The organism is Yersinia entomophaga (genome assembly GCF_001656035.1).
In the GTDB taxonomy this organism is placed as follows: Bacteria; Pseudomonadota; Gammaproteobacteria; order Enterobacterales; family Enterobacteriaceae; genus Yersinia; species Yersinia entomophaga.
Window position 1 is genome coordinate 79653 of sequence record NZ_CP010029.1, and the last position, 19567, is coordinate 99219.

Genomic DNA, 19567 nt, shown 5'->3' on the forward strand with positions numbered 1-19567 from the left:
TTGTCACATTATGATGGACAATTTACGCGCGGCTGCAAATAACGTCGTGCTCAAAATCATCCTGGCCCTGATTATGTTGTCCTTTATCCTGACCGGCGTGGGCGGCTATCTGATCGGTGGCTCCAACGACTATGCAGCTAAGGTTAATGGCCAAGAGATAAGCCGTGCCCAGCTTGAACAGGCAATGCAAAGTGAACGTAGTCGTTTACAGCAACAGCTAGGCGAGCAGTTCTCCGTGCTGGCTGGTAATGAAGGTTATATGCAGCAGCTGCGTCAGCAGGTGTTGGGGCAACTGGTCAACAACATGTTGCTCGACCAATATGCTAAACAACTCGGCCTGACTGCCAGTGTCGATCAGGTAAAAGAATCTATTCGCCAGATTCCTTATTTCCAGACTAACGGTCAGTTCGATAACAGCAAATATCTCGAGCTAGTAAACCGTATGGGCTACAGCCTCGATCAGTTCGCGCAGGTACAACGTCAGCAGTTGATTAATCAGCAATTGCTACAGGCCTTTAACGACAGCGGTTTTGCACTGCCGGCAGAAGCTACCGCTATGTCCGAGCTGATTTTGCAACAGCGTGAAGTGCGACTGGCAACCTTGGATCTGAAAGCGTTACAGGCTCAGCAGAAAGTCACTGATGAAGAGCTGAAAGCCTATTACGATCAGAACAAAAACAGCTTTATCGCGCCTGAAGAGATGAAAGTGAGTTTCATCGCCATGGATGCGGCAGCGATGCAAGATACAATCACCGTGACTGAAGAAGATATTGCTGCTTATTACGATCAGCACAAATCCAGTTTTACTCAGCCGGAGCGCAGAAATTACAGCGTTATTCAATTTAAAACCGAGGCAGATGCCAAGGCTGCTTTGGATGAACTGAAAAAAGGTGCTGATTTCGCTACGTTGGCGAAAGAAAAATCCACCGACATTATTTCTCGTAAAAATGGCGGTGAACTGGGTTGGTTAGAACCTGAGACAACCGCCGATGAGCTGAAAGAAGCGAATCTGACCGAAAAAGGCCAGCTGTCTGGCGTGGTGAAGTCTTCTGTGGGTTATTTGATCGTTCGCTTGAACGACGTCAAGCCAGAGCAGGTTAAGCCGCTGTCTGAAGTGCATGATTCGCTGGCAGCCAAAGTTAAGCAGGAAAAAGCGGTTGATGCTTATTATGCGTTGCAGCAGAAAGTGAGCGAGGCGGCAACCAGTGATAATGAGTCTCTGGCTTCAGCTGAAGAAGCTGCTGGTGCCAAAGCGAAGCAAACCGGTTGGTTTACTCGTGATTCTGTACCTGCCGAAGTGAATTTCAAACCCGTAGTTCAGGCTATCTTTGATGGCGCTTTGGTTGGTGAGAATGGTGCTCCTGGCAGTAACTCTGATGTCATTACCGTTGATGGCGATCGCGCATTCGTGATTCGTATCGATGGTCATAAACCAGAAGGCGTACAGCCATTTGATCAGGTACGCGATCAGGTTGCTGAACTGGTTAAACGCCAGAAAGCAGAGCAGCAGGCTCGCGTTGACGGTGAAAAAATTCTGGCTGCGCTGAAGCAAGATAAAGGCGAAGAAGCGATGAAAGCCGCTGGTCTGAGCTTTGGCGAGAAGAAGTCCATCGCTCGTGCGCCGGATGACGATCAGTTAGTTCAAACCGTATTTGCGCTGCCTCATCCGCAGGCGGACAAACCGGTTTACGGTTTATCTCAGGATCGTCAGGACAATATTGTATTGATCGAATTGCTTTCCGTGACGCCGGGTAAATTACCAGAGGGTGAAATGGCAAACTTCATTGCTAAAATGGAAGAGGGTATCGGCGGGGTGACTCTGGATGCGCTGATGGCTAACTTGCACAAACAGGCAACGATTAAAATGGGTGCTGCGGAACAACAACAGCCGCAGTAAACATCGCAAACCTCTGCAAACCGATGTAACAATGAAAGGCCGCTTTAGCGGCCTTTCGCATATCTGGAATCCGTGATTTGCCGAAAAAAAACGCTTGAGGCAAGGTACAGATGCTGTCAAATACATGGAGGATACAGCATGAAAAATAATGGAAAATCCTTAGCACTGGCATTGCTACTGGCCTGGTTATCAGCTCCGGTAACGCTAGCGGCTCCTAATCAAACGAAAGAATCCGTGCAAACCAACTCATCAAAAGCATCGGCTCAAACCTCAGAGAAGTCGTGGAATAGGTCGAAAGAAAATAACTTGAAAGCTGACGGAGCAAACACCAATAAGCCTTCAGCCGGGAAAAATGAGACAGAAGACGGACTGATAAATGTTAATAAAGCCACGGCAGAAGAGCTGGCTGCTGCGCTGAGCGGTATTGGTTTGAAAAAAGCCCAGGCCATTGTTCGCTATCGAGAGGAATTTGGCTTCTTTAGTCAAATAGAGCAACTGCAAGAGGTTTCAGGTATTGGGCCGATATTTATTGAGCGCAATCGGCAGAAAATAAAAATGTAAGTTGAATGATATTTAATCATTTAGTTAGTGGTTTATAACATTGGCTGCTAACCTTTCATCAGGTCATACCAGTTCTGTGGCGTATGTATTTGAAAAATTCATAAATGATGAAAGGGGCGTTGATTAGCATGCATCATGAAGTTTTGGTTAGAAGCTATCATGTTGATGGTTATTTACATGTCAATAATTCACGTTATTTGGAGTTCTTTGAGGAGGGGCGCTGGCGTTGGCTTGATCGAGAGAATCGGCTGGAATGGTTGAAAGAACGGAATATTGGTTTCTATATGGTAAATATCAATATTAATTATCGTAAAGGGGCCGTTGAGGGAGATCTGCTACGAATTGAGAGTCTGGTGTATTCCCTGGAAGGGCGCTGCGGGAAATTCAAGCAGGTCATGAAAAGGTTATCGGACGGCGCGGTTATCGCAGACGCTGATATGACGTTTGTCTGCATAGATATGGGAATACAAAAAGCGCTGCCTATGGAAGGGGAGTTAAAACACAAATTGGAATTATTAGGTAACTAACTTATTGGTATATTTTTTACTATAGCTGAGCTAATGGGGTGCGTTCAGTTCAGCTATTTTATTCTGCAATAGTGGAGTTGGTGTAAGGCTGTTCGCAGAGAGCGAAAATGTAAATAATTGGTTAACTAACTGTGATCTAAATCTAAGTTATATAGTGAGTCTGCTATGTGCTTGGGTGGCTCTGCTATTATCGATGAGGTCATACCAGTTTGGTTTACAGTTCTGGCAGATGCTTACCTGCATTCGATTTTATCCCGTAGCTGAGGTTTTCTATGCGCACCCATATAACAGTTCGTGGTTTTCATATTGACGTTTATCAGCATGTTAATAATGCCCGTTATCTTGAGTTTCTTGAGCAAGCGCGCTGGGAATGGCTGGATGGGGAGGAAGCATTTCAGTGGATGACCCGCAACCATATCGCTTTTATCGTGGTGAACGTCAATATTAGTTACCGTAAACCCGCGGTGTTAGGTGATGTGCTACGCATAGATAGCCATTTGGTAAAACTCAGTGGTAAAAGCGGGGTGCTTAATCAGATTGTGACCTTAGAGTCCGATGGTTCGCTGGTGGCTGATGCCGCACTGACTTTTGTTTGTATTGATCTGAGAACACAAAAAGCTGTGCCAATAGACGGCGAGCTTCGGGAAAGATTGAGTGCGTTAGAAGAGCCGACGCAAGGGCAGTAGTCGTCCTGATGAGCAATGGTGCTTTAATTAGCTTACTTTGAAAATCGTTGCGGCTATTTGGGTTCAGTTTGTTCGAATAATATTTTGCATTGCTCTATAGCTCTATAGCTCTATAGCTCTATAGCAAGCAGCCTGTGAATTTATGTATCACAGACTGCATAGGCCTGTTTAGGTTGAACCGATTAGGGCTGAACCAAACTGGGGAAACTGAAATTAAAGTAGACCGATTTTCTTTTTAAGGCTGGTCGTGACAGCAGACTTATTAGTTAGGTAATTATTCAGCCCATTAGCCCGTAAGTGGCAGGCTGCACATTCGCCGCAGCCATCGCCTTTAATGCCGTTATAGCAGGTCAGCGTGTGGTGGCGAATAAGGTCTAGCTGTTGGTAATAATCGGCTAATGCCCAGGTCTCAGCTTTGTCTAGCCACATTAGCGGAGTGATGAAAGCGATATCCCGCGCGATGCCGAGATTAATGGCATGGTTGAGGGCTTTAACAAATTCATCGCGGCAATCTGGGTAGCCAGAGAAATCCGTTTCGCATACACCGGTAATGACCGCTTCTGCTTGTACCTGATAAGCGTAGATTGCCGCCAGAGTCAGAAACAGGATATTGCGGCCGGGAACGAAGGTGCTGGGAATGGCATTTTCGCTGCTTTCTTCATAAGTCGGCACGGGAATACTGTCGCGAGTTAGGCTACTGACCGCCAGCTCGTTTAGCATGCAGACATCCAGCACTTTGTGCGCTTTGGCGCCTAATTGAATGACAAGTTCGCGGGCTACGTCGATCTCTTCACGATGGCGCTGACCATAATCAAAGGTCACACAGTGAACTTCATCATATTGCTGCAATGCCTGAATCAGACAGGTGGTGGAGTCCTGCCCACCGCTAAATACTACGACTGCGCGTTTCATTAATCGCTCCCTCGTAGGCTTAAGGTCGATATAACAATAACCTTGAGCCGGAAATTAAATACTGTGGCTATGTTAACTCAGTTAGCTGGCTAAAAGGTAATAACAGGCCGAATTGAATCAGTGAAGCCATTGATAATTACTGTATCTGCAATAAGCGCTATCCAAGGATAGTTCGCTTTAATTATCCAATATGGCGTTATCCAGCGATGACTCTGGGGTAGGGGGCAACCAGGCCTGACAAAAATCAAACCAACCGTAGGCGGTGAGCGTAACGCCTTTGATTCTCGGTGGCGCACTAACCTGATATTGATAATTTAATAGCGGCAGAACCAACCCGGTGGACATCAGCTGTAGATAGTGTTCCCGCAATAATGCATAACGTTCACTTGGTGCTTTAACCTGTTGAATTTGCAGTAATGACTGCTGTTGCCAAAGCAGTAAGTCTGCCGGAAGAATACCCTGCCATAAAAAATCATGGCGTAACCAACTTTCCATGGTGGCTTCGCGGGATTCTCCAACAAGATGGTCTGACATTAAGAGGTCTGCTTGTTCACATTGGTTAACGCTTTGCCAGTGTTTGTTGGCGCAAAATTGAACTTCAAGCTCGCAGCCGTGTTCGGCGAGTAATTTTTTCAACTCGCTGGCAACCATGGTCAACTCTGCTGGTTGCTGGTAGAGCAAAATTAGCCGTTTAGGTAGCGTGATGCTTTTATCTTCTGGGAACCGAGGGATAGGCCAGCCGGGCAACATTTCTTCGCTGGGAATGATAATTCCCCTTTGAATGGATAAATTTGCCAAAAAACCGGATGCCTGAATCAGCATCATCATTTTTCTGGCTTGCTGGGAATTGAGCTGGCCTCGTTTCAGGTTCATGGCTAAATAGCAAAAACCTAGGCTGGTACTGCGTTGAACAGGTTTTGCCAAGGGCATATCTTCGCTTTGCCCAATGGTGATGCTGACCGGATGCTGGCTGCTGCCGTTAACCACAACATCCGGAGGCTGTGGGGAGATCCAGTATTCGATACTGTCGAGATAGGGATGCTGCAAATGATAAAACTCATGTTGTTCGAGCCTTATCAAGTGTTTTTCAAAGTCGGCTACTTTAAACGGCCCGGCGCCTACCGATGGAGAGTCAGGGTGAAACAAACGATAGGGCAAATCGGCCATACGGTGAGCCAACCAGTAATCGGGATATTCAAGGGTAAACTGGACGCATAACGCATGCGGCAGAGTTATAGATTTAACATTTTCCAGCCCCGGCTGACCGCGAGGATGGTGACGCAGTATATGGAAGGTTTCCAGTAACTGTGCTCCGCTAATGGGATCGCCATTATGCCAGCGAAGCTGGCTGCGTAAGAAAAATTGCCAGGTTAGGCCATCATCACTAATGTGCCAGTGATGGGCCAGATCGGGCTTTGGCAGAGGATCACCGGTCTGAAAGCGGGTCAGACCCGCATGTAGCGTATATATCAAATGCTGTTCCGCGCGCCCGTTGGTTTCTAGCGGAATTAGCGGTTCCAGCTCTCGATAATAAGGAATTCGTAGCACCGGGCTATCCGCTTGCCATTGCCCGCCCATATGTGGGCTAAGTAATGCATGCAGACGCTGGGGTTCCAACTGGGCTAATTGAAATGCACCCTGATGATCCCCTTGTTGTAATAACTGGCGTAGATAGGTTGCTCGCAATTCATCCGGTGTTTTCAGGCAGTGAATTCGTGCTCGTTTGCCTCTGCCAACTTGCGCATCCCAACTGAGCCAGCCCTGTTCCTCAAATTTTTGGATAAGGGTTCTGGTATGCCGATCGCTACAAAAAAACAGCTTGGCTAATTCACTAACCGTCGTGTTACCAGCCTGCTGGCCAAATTCTTGATATAAACGCTGATATTGAGCCAATCGGTGAAATATGCGCATAGTTAAATCCGGAAGGGTTTGTATTAATTGTTCACTATTAGTTCCCTAAATACTACGCCATACTTTTGTCACTGCCAGCAGGCTCACAATTTTATGAGGTAAGTATGTACCGCTTAGCCGCTTTCGATATGGATGGAACTTTATTAATGCGTAACCATCAGATCGGTGAGGCGACTTTGGAAGCGCTGCATCAATTGCACCAGCGACAGATAATGGTCACTTTTGCTACCGGACGTCATTACCTCGATATGAAAGGGATTTTATCCAGTTTAGGAATTAAAGGTTATCTGATTACCGGTAATGGAACCCGTATTCATGATATTGACGGCAATAAATTGCAGGGTACAGATTTACCCGCGGAATTAGTGCAGTTCGTTCTGGGAACAACCTGGTCTACCAACGCCAGCATGCATATTTTTCGCGATGAAGGCTGGTTTACCAATCGTGACGATCCGGCGCAGTTAACGGCGCATAAACTGAGCGGGTTTAAATACCAACTCACTGAATTTAATCAGTTACCTTTGGCAGGAACACATAAAATCTGTTTCTGCGCGCCTCACGAAGAGCTGTTACCGCTGAAAGACAGGTTAGCTGCGCGGATGGGGCAAGAGGTGGATTTGTGTTTTTCTGCCAGGGACTGTCTGGAAGTTTTACCTCGTCACTGTAATAAAGGTGCTGCTCTGGCTTCGTTGACAGAACTATTGGGTGTTGAAATGGTCGATTGCATGGCATTTGGCGATGCAATGAATGATAAAGAAATGCTTGATCAGGTTGGGCGCGGAATGGTAATGGGTAACGCATTGCCTCAGCTTAAATCAGCATTGCCGCAGCTTCAGGTTATTGGCCATTGTGAACAACAGGCCGTAGCTCACTATTTGCAACATTGGCTAAGTTCACCACACCTCACCTATTCCCCCGAATTCTGAGGTGATTGCTATTAGCCAGCCGGATATTTATCCGGCTTTTTTTTTTGCTTATTATCGACCAACTTTAAATAAATTGGCCGATGAACTGGATGATTAAAGGTTTTCCAACTCCGCCTTAAAACTGGTTAAATCCCCAATGTTAGCGCTCACCCATTCAGGGTTGTAATAAGTATCCAGATAGCGTTCTCCGCTGTCGCAGAGCAGAGTGACAATAGCTCCTGACTCGCCTTTTTCACGCATTTGTCGGGCTAACTGTAAAGCACCCCATACGTTAGTGCCGGTGGAGGCGCCCACTTTACGACCCAAAACGCCTTCTAACCAATGTGCCGTAGCAACGCTGGCCGCGTCGGGAACGCGTAGCATGCTATCGATCACCTCAGGAATAAAAGAGGGTTCGGCGCGCGGGCGGCCAATCCCTTCGATGCGGCTGCCGCAGGTGCCGGTTACGCTGCGATCCCGATTGCAGAAGCAATCGTAAAAGACCGAATTTTCCGGATCGACTACCATCAATTGAGTATTATGCCCCTGATAACGAATATAACGGCCCAGCGTCGCCGAAGTGCCACCGGTACCAGCGCTCATCACAATGTAATTGGGAACGGTAAAGGGTTCGCGGGCCATCTGGCGATAGATACTATCGGCAATATTATTATTTCCGCGCCAATCGGTAGCTCGCTCAGCGTAGGTGAATTGGTCCATATAATGGCCGTTTAATTCTTTTGCCAACTGCTCGGACGCGGCATAAATTTGCCCCGCATGATCGACAAAGTGGCAGCGACCACCGTAAAAGGCAATTTGTTCGACTTTTTTGCGCGCGGTGCAGCTTGGCATAACTGCAATAAACGGCAACCCAATCAGGCGGGCAAAGTAAGCTTCAGAAACCGCAGTGCTGCCGGAAGAGGCCTCAATAATAGTTGTCCCTTCCTTTATCCAGCCGTTACACAGGCCGTAAAGAAACAGAGAGCGCGCCAGCCGGTGTTTCAGACTTCCGGTTGGATGGGTGCTTTCGTCTTTCAGATACAGGTAAATGCCAGGAAACTCAGGCAAATTTAAGCGAATTAAGTGTGTATCAGCTGAGCGTTGAAAATCCGCCTCTATTTCACTGATGGCGTTTTTTACCCAAGTATTGGTCATGTAGTGGCCTGCGATGTCGGGGGTATCAAATTATGACTAGGTTAACGGTATTTTGGGAAAAAATTGTTGCCATTTTTACTTCTTTATCTCCTAATGAGAGAAATTTATTCTCTGGAGTGGCGATATGTTAGATAAAACAGACCGAAAACTACTGCGTATGTTGCAGGAGGATTGCACGCTCTCTCTTCAGGTTTTGGCAGAGGCAGTCAATCTGACGTCAACGCCTTGCTGGAAAAGGCTAAAGCGTCTGGAGGATGAAGGTTATATCCGTGGCCGGGTGGCGCTCTTGGATAGCGAAAAACTGGGGCTGGGATTAACGGCTTTCGTACTGATAAAAACCCAACAGCATAATAGCGGCTGGTATCAGGAGTTTGTGCAATTCACTAAGCAGATGCCGGAGGTACTGGCTTTCTACCGTATGGCCGGAGAATATGACTATCTGATGCAGGTCGAAGTTGCGGATATGAAAAGCTACGATAGTTTCTATAAGCGTATGGTGAATGGTGTTCCGGGGTTGATAGATGTAACTTCCAGCTTCGCAATGGAGAAAATTAAGTACACAACGGTACTACCGGTTCCTGAGTGAATAATTCACTAAATAACAACTTTATCGATGTTATTCTATGCCGCATGAGCCGTGGCGAGAGAGTCTGACATTATTCGATTCGCCTCCATACTATTTCCCTTCATATCATGGAATAAAACTGCGTGAGATTGTTTGCTCAACTAGGCTGGTACTTTCGTCGCGAATGGCGTCGCTATTTGGGTGCGGTAGTACTGCTGATCATTATCGCCATTTTACAGCTGTTGCCACCCAAACTGGTTGGGGTCATCGTGGATGGTATGACGGAAAAAACCATGTCCGCCAATATGTTGTGGACATGGATTGGCGTAATGGTAGTGACCGCGATAATAGTGTATCTGCTACGCTACGTCTGGCGCGTATTACTCTTCGGCGCATCCTATCAATTAGCGGTGGAATTACGCTCTAATTTCTACCGTCAGCTTAGCCGGCAGAATCCTGGTTTTTACTTGCGTCACCGCACAGGCGATCTGATGGCTCGCGCCACCAATGATGTCGATCGAGTGGTTTTCGCCGCCGGTGAAGGGGTATTGACGCTGGTGGACTCATTGGTGATGGGCTGTGCGGTGCTGATTGTGATGAGCACACAAATCAGCTGGCAGCTGACGCTGCTGTCGTTGTTACCGATGCCGATAATGGCGATTGTAATCAATTATTTCGGTGATTTATTGCACCAACGTTTTAAATCTGCGCAAGGGGCTTTCTCGGCGTTAAATAATCAGGCGCAAGAGAGCCTGACCAGCATTCGCATGATTAAGGCATTTGGCCTTGAAAATCATCAGTCTGAGCAGTTTTCCCGTGTAGCAACCGAGGCCGGTGCGAAAAATATGCACGTAGCCAAGGTTGATGCCTGTTTTGATCCTACGATTTATATCGCTATCGGCGTAGCCAATTTACTGGCCATCGGTGGCGGTAGCTGGATGGTTGTGAATGGCAGCATTACGTTAGGGCAATTAACCAGTTTTATTATGTATTTAGGGTTGATGATTTGGCCAATGCTGGCGCTGGCGTGGATGTTTAATATCGTTGAGCGTGGCAGTGCCGCTTACGGCCGTATCCGTAGTTTGTTGGAAGAGGCTCCGGTTGTTGTCGATGGACAAACGCCATTACAGGCGGAACGCAGTACTTTGACGATTGATATTCGCCGCTTTGATTATCCCGGAAGTGATAAGCCCGCTTTACAAGACGTCAAGCTGAAGCTGGAGCCAGGAGAGATGCTGGGGCTATGCGGCCCAACCGGTTCGGGGAAAAGTACCTTGCTGGCCTTGATTCAACGACAGTTTGATATAGACGAAGGTGACATTTGCTATCAGGGGCAACCTCTGACGGCTATTCGTTTGGACGATTGGCGTAGCCGCCTGTCGGTGGTCAGCCAAACGCCATTTTTATTCTCGGATACCGTTGCAGGCAATATTGCATTGGGTAAGCCTGACGCCACGCAGCAGGAAATTGAACAAGCGGCTCGTTTAGCCAGCGTTCACGAAGATATTCTGCGGTTACCACAGGGATACGAAACCGAAGTGGGAGAGCGGGGCGTGATGCTTTCCGGTGGACAAAAGCAGCGTATTTCTATTGCTCGCGCCCTGTTGCTTAATAGCGAAATATTGATTCTGGACGATGCTCTGTCGGCGGTTGATGGGCAGACGGAGCATCAAATCCTGAAGAACCTGCGTCAGTGGGGAGCACATCGCACCGTTATTATTAGCGCTCATCGTCTCTCTGCATTGACTGAGGCAAATGAAATTCTGGTCATGCAACAGGGGGGCGTGGTGCAGCGTGGCGATCATGAGCAGTTACTGAATCAGTCGGGATGGTATCGGGAAATGTATCGTTATCAGCAAATTGAAGCAGCTTTAGATAGCGATGAAGGGCTGGAGGTCGTATCCGATGAGTAAAGCTCGACAACTTTGGCCGACGTTAAAACGTCTGCTGGCTTATGGTTCAGCCTACAAAAGACCCTTGTCTATCGCGATAGTCATGCTGTGGATTGCGGCAGCGGCGGAGGTAAGTGGCCCACTGCTGATCAGCTATTTCATCGATAATATGGTCGCAAAAGGCAATTTGCCCTTGGCTGTAGTGAGTGGCTTGGCGCTGGCCTATTTGCTGCTGCAACTCTTGGCGGCGGCGCTGCATTATTTTCAGACGATTCTGTTTAACCGGGCTGCCGTGGGTGTGGTGCAACAGTTGCGTATTGAAGTCATGGATGCCGCACTACGCCAGCCGCTTAGCGCATTTGATACTCAGCCGGTCGGTCAATTAATTTCTCGCGTTACTAACGATACCGAAGTCATTAAAGATTTATATGTGATGGTGGTTTCTACCGTGCTGAAAAGTGCGGCGTTAATTGGCGCGATGCTGGTGGCGATGTTTAGCCTCGATTGGCGTATGGCGTGGATTGCCATCTGTATTTTTCCGGCGGTTTTGGTGGTCATGGCGCTTTATCAACGCTACAGCACGCCGGTGGTACGGCGAGTACGCGCCTATCTGGCAGATATTAACGATGGTTTTAACGAAGTTATCAACGGCATGGGGGTCATTCAGCAATTCCGCCAGCAGGTTCGTTTTGGCGAGCGAATGTCTGCCGTTAATCGGGCGCACTATAGGGCGCGAATGCAAACTCTGCGTCTAGAAGGCTTCCTGCTACGGCCATTACTCAGCTTGTTTTCGGCATTGGTACTTTGCGGGCTGTTGTTACTGTTTGGGTTGAGCCCAGAAGGCTCGGTGGGTGTGGGGGTACTGTACGCGTTTATTAACTACCTTGGTCGCCTGAATGAACCTTTAATCGAGCTAACTTCTCAGCAATCAATCATGCAGCAGGCGGTGGTGGCTGGGGAACGTATATTCGAACTGATGGATCGCGCTCAGCAAGGTTACGGTCAGGATAATAATCCACTGACCAGCGGTCATATCCGGATGCGGGACGTTTCCTTCTCTTATCGTTCGGATAAAACAGTGCTAAACCACATCAATCTGGATGTGCCGTCGCGAGGCTTTGTCGCATTGGTCGGGCATACCGGCAGTGGGAAAAGTACGCTAGCCAACTTGCTGATGGGCTATTACCCGGTACAGCAGGGAGAGATTCTGCTGGATGGGCGCCCGCTTGACACACTCTCTCATCAAGTGCTGCGACAGGGTGTCTCCATGGTGCAGCAAGATCCGGTGGTGTTGGCTGATTCTTTCTTTGCCAATATTACACTGGGGCGTGATATCAGTGAGGAACAGGTTTGGCAGACGCTGGAAACCGTTCAACTGGCACCTTTGGTCCGCGCCTTGCCGGAAGGATTACACACTCGTTTGGGGGAGCAGGGCAATACGCTGTCGGTTGGACAAAAACAGCTACTGGCTATGGCTCGTGTATTGGTACAAACGCCGCAAATTCTGATTCTGGACGAGGCAACGGCCAATATTGACTCCGGCACGGAACAGGCTATTCAGAAAGCTTTGCACTTAATCCGAAAAAATACCACGCTGGTGGTGATTGCTCATCGTTTGTCGACCATTGTGGATGCCGACAGTATTTTAGTTCTGCATCGTGGACAAGCGGTGGAGCAAGGCAAGCATCAGGAACTCCTTGCGCAACAGGGCCGCTATTATCAAATGTATCAATTGCAGTTAGTTAGCGAAGAACTGGAGACCGTCGAACCGGAAGAAGCCGCTATTAGCTAGCTCAGATTGTCAGGGGGAGCTTTCCCCCTGAAATTCAATTCATGCCCGCTTATTTTCTTCCCCGCACTAAAATCTGGCGTCTTGCGCCGCCTTGTTCGTGGAAATGCACTTTTGTGACGCGTGTGGCACTATTTTGGTGCACAAAAAACGTACTGCTCGCTGCTGCGGTGAGATTCACACCTATACTGAAGTCGATAATCCATCCTCAAGCCTCTTTTTATCAATAAATTCTTCGCTAGTTTATTTATGGCACATCCTTTGCTTTATCCCTGATGCGGCAGACGTTATTCGGACTTAATTCGAGAAGGGGCAAATATGAAGCTGGTTACCGTGGTAATAAAACCATTCAAACTTGAGGATGTGCGCGAAGCCTTATCCTCCATAGGTATTCAGGGGCTGACCGTAACCGAAGTGAAAGGATTTGGTCGCCAGAAAGGACATGCTGAACTTTATCGTGGGGCTGAATATAGCGTTAATTTCCTGCCCAAAGTCAAAATAGACATTGCTATTGCCGATGATCAATTGGATGAAGTCATTGATGTCATCAGCAAAGCGGCCTACACCGGCAAGATCGGTGATGGCAAAATTTTCGTTGCCGAATTGCAACGGGTTATTCGCATTCGTACCGGTGAAACAGACGAAGCAGCGCTCTGATTCTAGGCTCAAATTTAGTGATTAGGGATGGGTTGATAATGAAAAAACGTTTATCCGTGTGGGGCCTGAGCGCAGCAGCCATGTTGCCTTCGATGGCTATGGCCGCCGCGCCTGCGGTCGCTGATAAAGCCGATAACGCCTTTATGATGATCTGCACTGCGTTGGTGTTGTTCATGACTATCCCAGGCATCGCTTTGTTTTACGGTGGCTTGATTCGTTCGAAAAACGTGCTGTCGCTAATGACACAGGTGATGGTCACTTTCGCTCTGGTCTGCGTACTGTGGATTATCTACGGCTACAGTCTGGCTTTCGGCACAGGTAACGCATTCTTCGGTGGTTTCGAAATGGCAATGCTGAAAGGCATTGGCTTGACCAACCTGAGCGGCACTTTCTATCAATTGATTCACGTTGCGTTTCAGGCTTCATTCGCCTGTATTACCGTGGCGTTGATTGTCGGTGCCTTTGCTGAACGTATCCGCTTCTCTGCGGTGCTCATTTTCACTCTGATCTGGCTGACTTTCTCTTATTTACCTATGGCGCATATGGTGTGGGGCGGCGGTTTTCTGGCACAGGATGGCGCGCTGGACTTTGCCGGTGGCACCGTGGTGCATATTAACGCCGCGGTAGCCGGTTTGGTCGGTGCCTATATGCTGGGTAAACGAGCAGGCTTTGGGAAAGAAGCCTTTAAACCTCACAACTTGCCTATGGTCTTTACCGGTACCGCTATTCTGTATATCGGCTGGTTTGGCTTTAACGCAGGTTCTGCCAGTTCAGCGAATGAAATTGCCGCATTGGCCTTTATTAATACCGTGGTGGCCACAGCTGGCGCTATTTTATCCTGGGTATTTGCCGAGTGGATTTTACGTGGGAAACCATCGTTGCTCGGCGCTTGTTCCGGCTGTATCGCGGGTCTGGTTGCTATTACGCCGGCTGCGGGCACCGTGGGCGTTGGTGGCGCGCTGATTATTGGTTTAGTCGGTGGCGTTGCTGGGTTGTGGGGCGTTGTATTACTGAAGAAATGGCTACGTGTTGATGATACTTGTGATGTATTTGGCGTACACGGCGTCTGCGGTATCGTAGGTTGCATACTTACCGGCGTGTTTACCGCATCTTCACTGGGAGGCACCGGTTATGCGGCTGGTGTCACCATGGGGCATCAGGTCGGCGTACAGCTCTTCAGTATTGGCGTGTGTGTTGTCTGGTCTGGCGTTGTTGCCTTTATCGCTTTCAAAATTGCCGATGTTATCGTTGGCCTGAGAGTGCCAGAAGAGCAGGAACGCGAAGGTTTGGATGTTAACAGCCACGGTGAAAATGCTTATAACCAGTAAGAATTTGAGTTCGAAATAAGTAATATTTAGTGAAGGGGCGATATTGATTTCGCCCCTTTGTTGATTAAAGAGATTAGAAAGAAGTAAAACCGAATGAATCAGCGGCACAAGTACCCATCAGCCGCGTAAACGAATAACCCCTTCTTGCACCGTAGAGGCGACGAGCACACCCTGGCGATTGTAAATCTGACCACGAACAAAGCCACGAGCGCCGGATGCTGAAGTACTTTCTACCGTATACAACAGCCATTCATCCAGGCGGAATGGGCGGTGGAACCACATAGAATGATCGATGGTAGCAATCTGTACTCCCGGCTCGAGAAAACCGATGCCATGAGGCTGAAGAGCCGTCGGCAAGAAATTAAAATCAGACGCGTAGCCCAGCAAATATTGGTGGATATCCAAATCGTCCGGCATCTGGCCGTTAGCGCGGAACCATACGTGACGCAGCGGTTCTTCTTTATGACCTTTCAACGGGTTATGGAATTTAACCGGTCGCATTTCAATCGGCTGGTGGCCAATAAACTTATCCCGCAGTTTTTCTGGAATCAGGTGCGCCAGATTTTTGGCGATTTCCGCTTCCGATACCAAACCTTCCGGCGGTGGCACATCCGGCATGTCATTCTGATGCTCAAATCCCTCTTCAGGCGTTTGGAATGACGCGGTCATAAAGAAGATCGGTTTGCCATTTTGAATAGCGCTGACGCGGCGTGCGCTAAAGCTGGTGCCATCTCGCAGGTTTTCCACATCGTAAACGATAGGTTTGCTGCTGTCGCCGGGGCGAAGAAAATAGCTATGGAAAGAGTGAATGTAACGATCGGCTGGTGCGGTCTGTTTCGCAGCATAAATTGCCTGGCCGACAACCTGTCCGCCAAATACCTGACGCAGCCCTAAGTCTTCACTTTGGCCACGATAAAGACCTTCTTCGATCTTTTCCAGATTAATCAAGTTGAGGAGCTTTTGCAGTGCCTGACCCATGGTGTGGCCCTCTGTGTTTTCTTTCAGCATAGTGTGCTGAATTATTAGGTAGCTCGTCAATGTATTGCTATTAATTCACTATACAAACTATTGTTTGTAGAGAAACTAATTGCTAACTGAATGATTAGGCTGGATGTCAGAAACGCCAGGTAGCGTTTTATGCTATAATTACCTGTCTAGGTGGTTGAAGCCACTTATTAAGCGCCGGATTTTCGATGAGTCACCGGCATTGGGATAATAAGAAGGAGACGACCCTATGAAACTATGGCAGATAGTTGGCGGCGCAGCATTAACGGTAACCTTGGCGGGTTGCGCGAATCACGGCGCAGAAGTTCCTACCCAGACGGCAGCAAGCGCCGCAGCGACCTCGGCCGCTATCGCGCAGCCATCAGTCAGAGGTACCGTAAATATTCGCGAACGTGTGGCATTGCCACCTGACGCAGTCATTACGGTAACCTTGTCTGATGTTTCTTTGGCCGATGCTCCTTCCAAAGTGATTGCTCAGCGTGCAGTGCAAACCGACGGCAAGCAGGCACCTTTTACTTTCGTGCTGCCGTTTAATCCTGCGGAAATTACGCCTAACGCTCGGATTATCCTTAGCGCGGCGATAACTCAGAATGGCCAGTTATTATTTATCACTGATACCATTCAGGAAGTGATTAACCGTGGTCAGGGGACAAATGCGGATCTGGTATTAGTACCGGTAACCTCCGCGCCAATTCAGACTACACCTTAATCACCTTTGAGAATGACATAAAAGCAGGATGGAATAGATGCCAAGGCGTATTTTCCCATACTGCTTTTATCTTTCTGTTTTAATTTTCCGCTATTACCAACGCCAGGCAAATCGTTTAAGGTCGATATATCCTTGAACTTCAAAAGTGACACCTTCCGCTAGTAAGGCTTTTTGCTGACGCAAATAATCTTCGCCGCTTAGTGAGATTTCACCGTGGCGATTGACGACACGATGCCAGGGTAGGCTAGTGCCTTCCGGCAGGCGTTTCAGTACTCCACCGACCTGTCTGGCTGCCCGTGGCGAGCCGCACAGACGCGCGATGGTGCCATAGGTGGTCACCTGACCATAAGGAATGGCGGATACCACATGAAATACGCGCTGACGGAAACTATCTTCTTCCTGTTCCATACTCTGCGGAGCTCTTTTTAAATGAATGCGAGTGCCTGGAATTATTATCATGCAATATCCCCGGAGCTGCGAGAAACATATTTCTGACGGCCACTAGCCATTTGTTGGGCAAGAAACCACCAGTTGATGCGGGTTGTCTTGCTATTTAGCGGGGTATGGTCAATAATGCCCACCGCTTCGGAGTATCAGGAGCTGTCAATGGAGGCTCTGTTGGTTCTCCCGCAACACTAACTTGTGAACTCGGTCAGGTCCGGAAGGAAGCAGCCGCAGCAGGCGAGGTGTGTGCCGGGATGTAGCTGGCAGGGCCTCCACCAATTCTGGCCTAGCCTAAATCTCTCCTGTTTCTCATATATCGCCATTTACACCCAACGACTTATACCTGACTACTCCTACCTCACTACCCAGATGATTTAATCGCTTTCTTTAGGCTGTTGCAGCGATTTCACCAACGTTTGCTCTCTCCCCGTAGTTATCCTTTTAGCCTGTATCGTTTAACCGAGACAAAGGCACAATATGCTCAATACATTTTGTATTTAGATATCTCTCTTTGTCATCCCCATAGTTTATCAATGGCAAGAATGGATATTTTTAAAAAACTACGGGGAAAAAGCGTTGGGGTGTTTCTTATAAGAATTGAATTTTTAGCCACTAACCATAATACCTAAACCTTGAAGCTAACCATTATTGTTTTGGATAAAAGGCTATTTTTAACTGGATTTGACAAAATTAGATTAAAATATTGGCGTAAAGGGGTGTTGTACCGGGTTACGTAAATAACCGTACAGACAGAAAAGAGTTTTTACATAGTTTATGATAACCGTTAAATCATTACCCCATTGAAGCCGATAGGGTTATCGGCTCAACGTTGTTCGTCTTAACCAGCGCTAAGCGATTTACCTTACATACTTCCAAACACCCATAGGAATCTTATCATACAGTTTATTCATAGTTAGCTCAGCCAGGCGATGATCTGCGGCGGAGTAGAATAATTCCAGTTCGTCATCAGATAGTTCATACGTATTTTTTTCAATAACACGTTCTAAAGTGTCAATTGTTGTGCATTTTCTTAAACGCATCAGATAGTCAGTTTTGGTCATAATGGAAATTCTTCTCAATATATGAATAAAATATGAATAAAGAAATTATAGGGCACTATCCCTTAATTTTTCATCAGGGTACAGACGTATTCCCCTGAGAATAGTCTGAATAATCGGTCTTTTGTTTTCTGCCAGCGACGCAATTCCGGGTCATTAATTCCGTAACTACTAAACAGTGTATAAGTGTCGTCTAGATATTCCTCCACTAACTCGGAGAGGTCCGCTTCTTCCGCGTATTTTATTTTAAAACTCATCACAAATGAAGCTATATGCTCGATCAAATCATTTAACTGTAAATTTATCGCAGAAGTCGGATCGTTTACCCAGCCGTGGTGACTATCGCCTAATGTGGCAATACCTTCATCATACAAATTCTCACATAAGAATTTCAACTGAGCAATATCATGTCGCTTAGGTGAGTACTCATCCATATCATCCCCTCCGTTAACGCTTAATCGGTGCGATAACACATAGTGAGTAGACTGATAATCATTATACGAACAGGTAAACAGCCAGAAAGTAAATAAGTCTGTCGTATACAAATATAAATCATTTTTTCAGTCACTGCTCTATCTTTATTACTTAATCTTACAATTCATCAGCGGTAGAGGGTTTGTCGTAATCTATTATATCAAAGATTATTTTTTCAGGATGTACAATAAATGTTACAGCGTTAGTAATGTAATCTTGGGTGTTGATATCAAGACAGGCGTTAAAAATATACCATTGATAACGGTAAGTCATTGAATAATCGTTAAGCTGAATGTTTTTAATCTCAAGAATTTCTAATGAGCCTGCAGCGTAGCGTGCATCTTCGGAATAATACATTAGCCCAGACGTCAGGTTTTCTTCAATCGTGCTGATATTATCTTTTATTACCTCACTCAGTTGTGAAACAGAGCTGAGGCAGCGGGAGAAGTCTCCTCGGATTTCCTTGTTCATTAATTGTTCGCTTATGGGCTAATTAATTTATTTAATGTATCAAAACTCAAGGGCAGGGAGTGAACCTGCTGATACAGCCTGTTGTCCATGAGATTTAAGTGGTTTTTGAATAATTCGAATAAGTAATATTATTAATCAAATAAACAGCTTAGCAATGTAGTGTAATACGTCAGAAGAGACTTAATATTGTTTAATCTTGACGAGTGAGAGTCATGGCTTCCTAATATTTCCCGATTATTGCACTGTGAGTAGAAGAAAAATTTAAGACTAAATTCATCTGTTGAGCGGTTAATGTGAAGGGAAGCCCATGATGGAGGGACGCAGCCTTACACATGGGCAACTAAAGATCATTCGATATTGCTATCATTACCCTTCCGAATACGAAACAGTATAGCTGGCTAACCCGGTGTCATTTGGTAAAGATAATTTAATTTACTGTTACGAATTATTTTAAATTAAATTAGATGCCATTTACAGTTTAAACCATAATTTTTTGCCTGCTATTGCCATAGGCCTCCCACTCTAGACTCTTCTCCCTGATTCTCCTTTCTCCGCGTTATCTCACTCTTTGTTACCTAAATTATGCATCAATATCATCTTGAGTATTGAATCTGACAACTT

The 19567-nt window shown here is 47.0% G+C and carries 19 protein-coding genes and 1 other RNA gene; 12 read left to right on the forward strand and 8 right to left on the reverse strand.

Annotated elements, in window-relative coordinates; translation table 11 throughout:
• Window positions 1-10 precede the first annotated feature (10 nt).
• The 4 genes from ppiD (at window position 11) to PL78_RS00485 (ending at window position 3671) form a co-directional block, all read left to right on the forward strand.
• Window positions 11-1897 carry a peptidylprolyl isomerase gene (gene ppiD, locus PL78_RS00470; protein ID WP_064512247.1) on the forward strand — a complete coding sequence of 629 codons (1887 nt, stop codon included), beginning with the start codon at window positions 11-13 and terminating at the stop codon, window positions 1895-1897.
• 138 nt (window positions 1898-2035) lie between these two features.
• Window positions 2036-2458: a ComEA family DNA-binding protein gene (locus PL78_RS00475; RefSeq protein WP_064512249.1), complete on the forward strand. Its 423-nt coding sequence runs from the start codon at window positions 2036-2038 to the stop codon at window positions 2456-2458.
• Between the two features lie 128 nt (window positions 2459-2586).
• A complete protein-coding gene (locus PL78_RS00480) occupies window positions 2587-2985 on the forward strand; it encodes an acyl-CoA thioesterase (protein ID WP_064512251.1) in 399 nt (132 codons plus the stop codon).
• 272 nt (window positions 2986-3257) lie between these two features.
• A complete protein-coding gene (locus tag PL78_RS00485) occupies window positions 3258-3671 on the forward strand; it encodes an acyl-CoA thioesterase (RefSeq protein ID WP_064512253.1) in 414 nt (137 codons plus the stop codon).
• 213 nt (window positions 3672-3884) lie between these two features.
• Here the strand turns inward: PL78_RS00485 and queC are convergent, their stop codons facing one another.
• The gene (queC, locus tag PL78_RS00490; protein WP_064512254.1) at window positions 3885-4583 is read right to left on the reverse strand and encodes a 7-cyano-7-deazaguanine synthase QueC; all 699 of its coding nucleotides are present in this window, start codon (window positions 4581-4583) and stop codon (window positions 3885-3887) included.
• 177 nt (window positions 4584-4760) lie between these two features.
• The gene (locus tag PL78_RS00495; RefSeq protein ID WP_064512256.1) at window positions 4761-6494 is read right to left on the reverse strand and encodes an SgrR family transcriptional regulator; all 1734 of its coding nucleotides are present in this window, start codon (window positions 6492-6494) and stop codon (window positions 4761-4763) included.
• 104 nt (window positions 6495-6598) lie between these two features.
• On the opposite strand from PL78_RS00495, the gene cof reads away from it, so the two are divergent.
• Complete coding sequence (gene cof / locus PL78_RS00500; RefSeq protein ID WP_064512258.1) at window positions 6599-7420, forward strand: HMP-PP phosphatase; 822 nt, start codon at window positions 6599-6601, stop codon at window positions 7418-7420.
• A gap of 93 nt (window positions 7421-7513) precedes the next feature.
• Here the strand turns inward: cof and PL78_RS00505 are convergent, their stop codons facing one another.
• Window positions 7514-8554, reverse strand: coding sequence for a PLP-dependent cysteine synthase family protein (locus PL78_RS00505; RefSeq protein ID WP_064512260.1), 1041 nt, complete (start codon window positions 8552-8554; stop codon window positions 7514-7516).
• A 124-nt stretch (window positions 8555-8678) separates the two neighbouring features.
• On the opposite strand from PL78_RS00505, the gene PL78_RS00510 reads away from it, so the two are divergent.
• From PL78_RS00510 to amtB, 5 genes are all read left to right on the forward strand, one after another.
• Window positions 8679-9140 (forward strand): Lrp/AsnC family transcriptional regulator, encoded by a 462-nt coding sequence (locus PL78_RS00510; protein WP_049598560.1) that lies wholly within the window; start codon window positions 8679-8681, stop codon window positions 9138-9140.
• 122 nt (window positions 9141-9262) lie between these two features.
• A complete protein-coding gene (locus tag PL78_RS00515; protein WP_064512262.1) occupies window positions 9263-11032 on the forward strand; it encodes a SmdA family multidrug ABC transporter permease/ATP-binding protein in 1770 nt (589 codons plus the stop codon).
• Complete coding sequence (locus PL78_RS00520; RefSeq protein ID WP_064512264.1) at window positions 11025-12803, forward strand: SmdB family multidrug efflux ABC transporter permease/ATP-binding protein; 1779 nt, start codon at window positions 11025-11027, stop codon at window positions 12801-12803. Before PL78_RS00515 ends, PL78_RS00520 begins: the two co-directional genes overlap by 8 nt.
• Before the next feature lie 315 nt (window positions 12804-13118).
• Window positions 13119-13457 carry a P-II family nitrogen regulator gene (gene glnK / locus PL78_RS00525; protein ID WP_009114005.1) on the forward strand — a complete coding sequence of 113 codons (339 nt, stop codon included), beginning with the start codon at window positions 13119-13121 and terminating at the stop codon, window positions 13455-13457.
• A gap of 38 nt (window positions 13458-13495) precedes the next feature.
• A complete protein-coding gene (gene amtB / locus PL78_RS00530; RefSeq protein WP_064512266.1) occupies window positions 13496-14785 on the forward strand; it encodes an ammonium transporter AmtB in 1290 nt (429 codons plus the stop codon).
• 117 nt (window positions 14786-14902) lie between these two features.
• Here the strand turns inward: amtB and tesB are convergent, their stop codons facing one another.
• A complete protein-coding gene (tesB, locus tag PL78_RS00535; RefSeq protein ID WP_064512267.1) occupies window positions 14903-15763 on the reverse strand; it encodes an acyl-CoA thioesterase II in 861 nt (286 codons plus the stop codon).
• Window positions 15764-16019: 256 nt separating this feature from the next.
• Here tesB and PL78_RS00540 point away from each other — a divergent pair, with 256 nt between their 5' ends.
• Complete coding sequence (locus PL78_RS00540; RefSeq protein WP_064512269.1) at window positions 16020-16499, forward strand: YbaY family lipoprotein; 480 nt, start codon at window positions 16020-16022, stop codon at window positions 16497-16499.
• A 93-nt stretch (window positions 16500-16592) separates the two neighbouring features.
• Here PL78_RS00540 and PL78_RS00545 read toward each other — a convergent pair whose 3' ends face one another.
• The gene (locus PL78_RS00545; protein ID WP_084414258.1) at window positions 16593-16958 is read right to left on the reverse strand and encodes an MGMT family protein; all 366 of its coding nucleotides are present in this window, start codon (window positions 16956-16958) and stop codon (window positions 16593-16595) included.
• Between the two features lie 157 nt (window positions 16959-17115).
• Between PL78_RS00545 and ffs the strand changes: the two genes are divergently transcribed.
• An RNA gene (ffs, locus tag PL78_RS00550) (signal recognition particle sRNA small type) lies at window positions 17116-17212 on the forward strand.
• Window positions 17213-17800: 588 nt separating this feature from the next.
• On the opposite strand, the gene PL78_RS00555 is transcribed toward ffs, so the two are convergent.
• The 3 genes from PL78_RS00555 to PL78_RS00565 all read right to left on the reverse strand — a co-directional run bounded on the left by PL78_RS00555 (window position 17801) and on the right by PL78_RS00565 (window position 18946).
• Window positions 17801-18004 carry an HHA domain-containing protein gene (locus PL78_RS00555; protein WP_064512271.1) on the reverse strand — a complete coding sequence of 68 codons (204 nt, stop codon included), beginning with the start codon at window positions 18002-18004 and terminating at the stop codon, window positions 17801-17803.
• Between the two features lie 62 nt (window positions 18005-18066).
• Window positions 18067-18435, reverse strand: coding sequence for an Hha toxicity modulator TomB (gene tomB / locus PL78_RS00560; protein ID WP_064512273.1), 369 nt, complete (start codon window positions 18433-18435; stop codon window positions 18067-18069).
• A 157-nt stretch (window positions 18436-18592) separates the two neighbouring features.
• Window positions 18593-18946 carry a hypothetical protein gene (locus tag PL78_RS00565; RefSeq protein WP_064512275.1) on the reverse strand — a complete coding sequence of 118 codons (354 nt, stop codon included), beginning with the start codon at window positions 18944-18946 and terminating at the stop codon, window positions 18593-18595.
• Window positions 18947-19567: the final 621 nt, after the last annotated feature.

What these genes read in the sequence shown, in the direction of transcription:
- ppiD (WP_064512247.1), top strand. Translation starts at nt 11, where the DNA reads ATGATGGACAATTTACGCGCGGCTGCAAATAACGTCGTGCTCAAAATC.
- PL78_RS00475 (WP_064512249.1), top strand. Translation starts at nt 2,036, where the DNA reads ATGAAAAATAATGGAAAATCCTTAGCACTGGCATTGCTACTGGCCTGG.
- PL78_RS00480 (WP_064512251.1), top strand. Translation starts at nt 2,587, where the DNA reads ATGCATCATGAAGTTTTGGTTAGAAGCTATCATGTTGATGGTTATTTA.
- PL78_RS00485 (WP_064512253.1), top strand. Translation starts at nt 3,258, where the DNA reads ATGCGCACCCATATAACAGTTCGTGGTTTTCATATTGACGTTTATCAG.
- queC (WP_064512254.1), bottom strand. Translation starts at nt 4,583, where the DNA reads ATGAAACGCGCAGTCGTAGTATTTAGCGGTGGGCAGGACTCCACCACC.
- PL78_RS00495 (WP_064512256.1), bottom strand. Translation starts at nt 6,494, where the DNA reads ATGCGCATATTTCACCGATTGGCTCAATATCAGCGTTTATATCAAGAA.
- cof (WP_064512258.1), top strand. Translation starts at nt 6,599, where the DNA reads ATGTACCGCTTAGCCGCTTTCGATATGGATGGAACTTTATTAATGCGT.
- PL78_RS00505 (WP_064512260.1), bottom strand. Translation starts at nt 8,554, where the DNA reads ATGACCAATACTTGGGTAAAAAACGCCATCAGTGAAATAGAGGCGGAT.
- PL78_RS00510 (WP_049598560.1), top strand. Translation starts at nt 8,679, where the DNA reads ATGTTAGATAAAACAGACCGAAAACTACTGCGTATGTTGCAGGAGGAT.
- PL78_RS00520 (WP_064512264.1), top strand. Translation starts at nt 11,025, where the DNA reads ATGAGTAAAGCTCGACAACTTTGGCCGACGTTAAAACGTCTGCTGGCT.
- glnK (WP_009114005.1), top strand. Translation starts at nt 13,119, where the DNA reads ATGAAGCTGGTTACCGTGGTAATAAAACCATTCAAACTTGAGGATGTG.
- amtB (WP_064512266.1), top strand. Translation starts at nt 13,496, where the DNA reads ATGAAAAAACGTTTATCCGTGTGGGGCCTGAGCGCAGCAGCCATGTTG.
- tesB (WP_064512267.1), bottom strand. Translation starts at nt 15,763, where the DNA reads ATGGGTCAGGCACTGCAAAAGCTCCTCAACTTGATTAATCTGGAAAAG.
- PL78_RS00540 (WP_064512269.1), top strand. Translation starts at nt 16,020, where the DNA reads ATGAAACTATGGCAGATAGTTGGCGGCGCAGCATTAACGGTAACCTTG.
- PL78_RS00545 (WP_084414258.1), bottom strand. Translation starts at nt 16,958, where the DNA reads ATGATAATAATTCCAGGCACTCGCATTCATTTAAAAAGAGCTCCGCAG.
- PL78_RS00555 (WP_064512271.1), bottom strand. Translation starts at nt 18,004, where the DNA reads ATGACCAAAACTGACTATCTGATGCGTTTAAGAAAATGCACAACAATT.
- tomB (WP_064512273.1), bottom strand. Translation starts at nt 18,435, where the DNA reads ATGGATGAGTACTCACCTAAGCGACATGATATTGCTCAGTTGAAATTC.
- PL78_RS00565 (WP_064512275.1), bottom strand. Translation starts at nt 18,946, where the DNA reads ATGAACAAGGAAATCCGAGGAGACTTCTCCCGCTGCCTCAGCTCTGTT.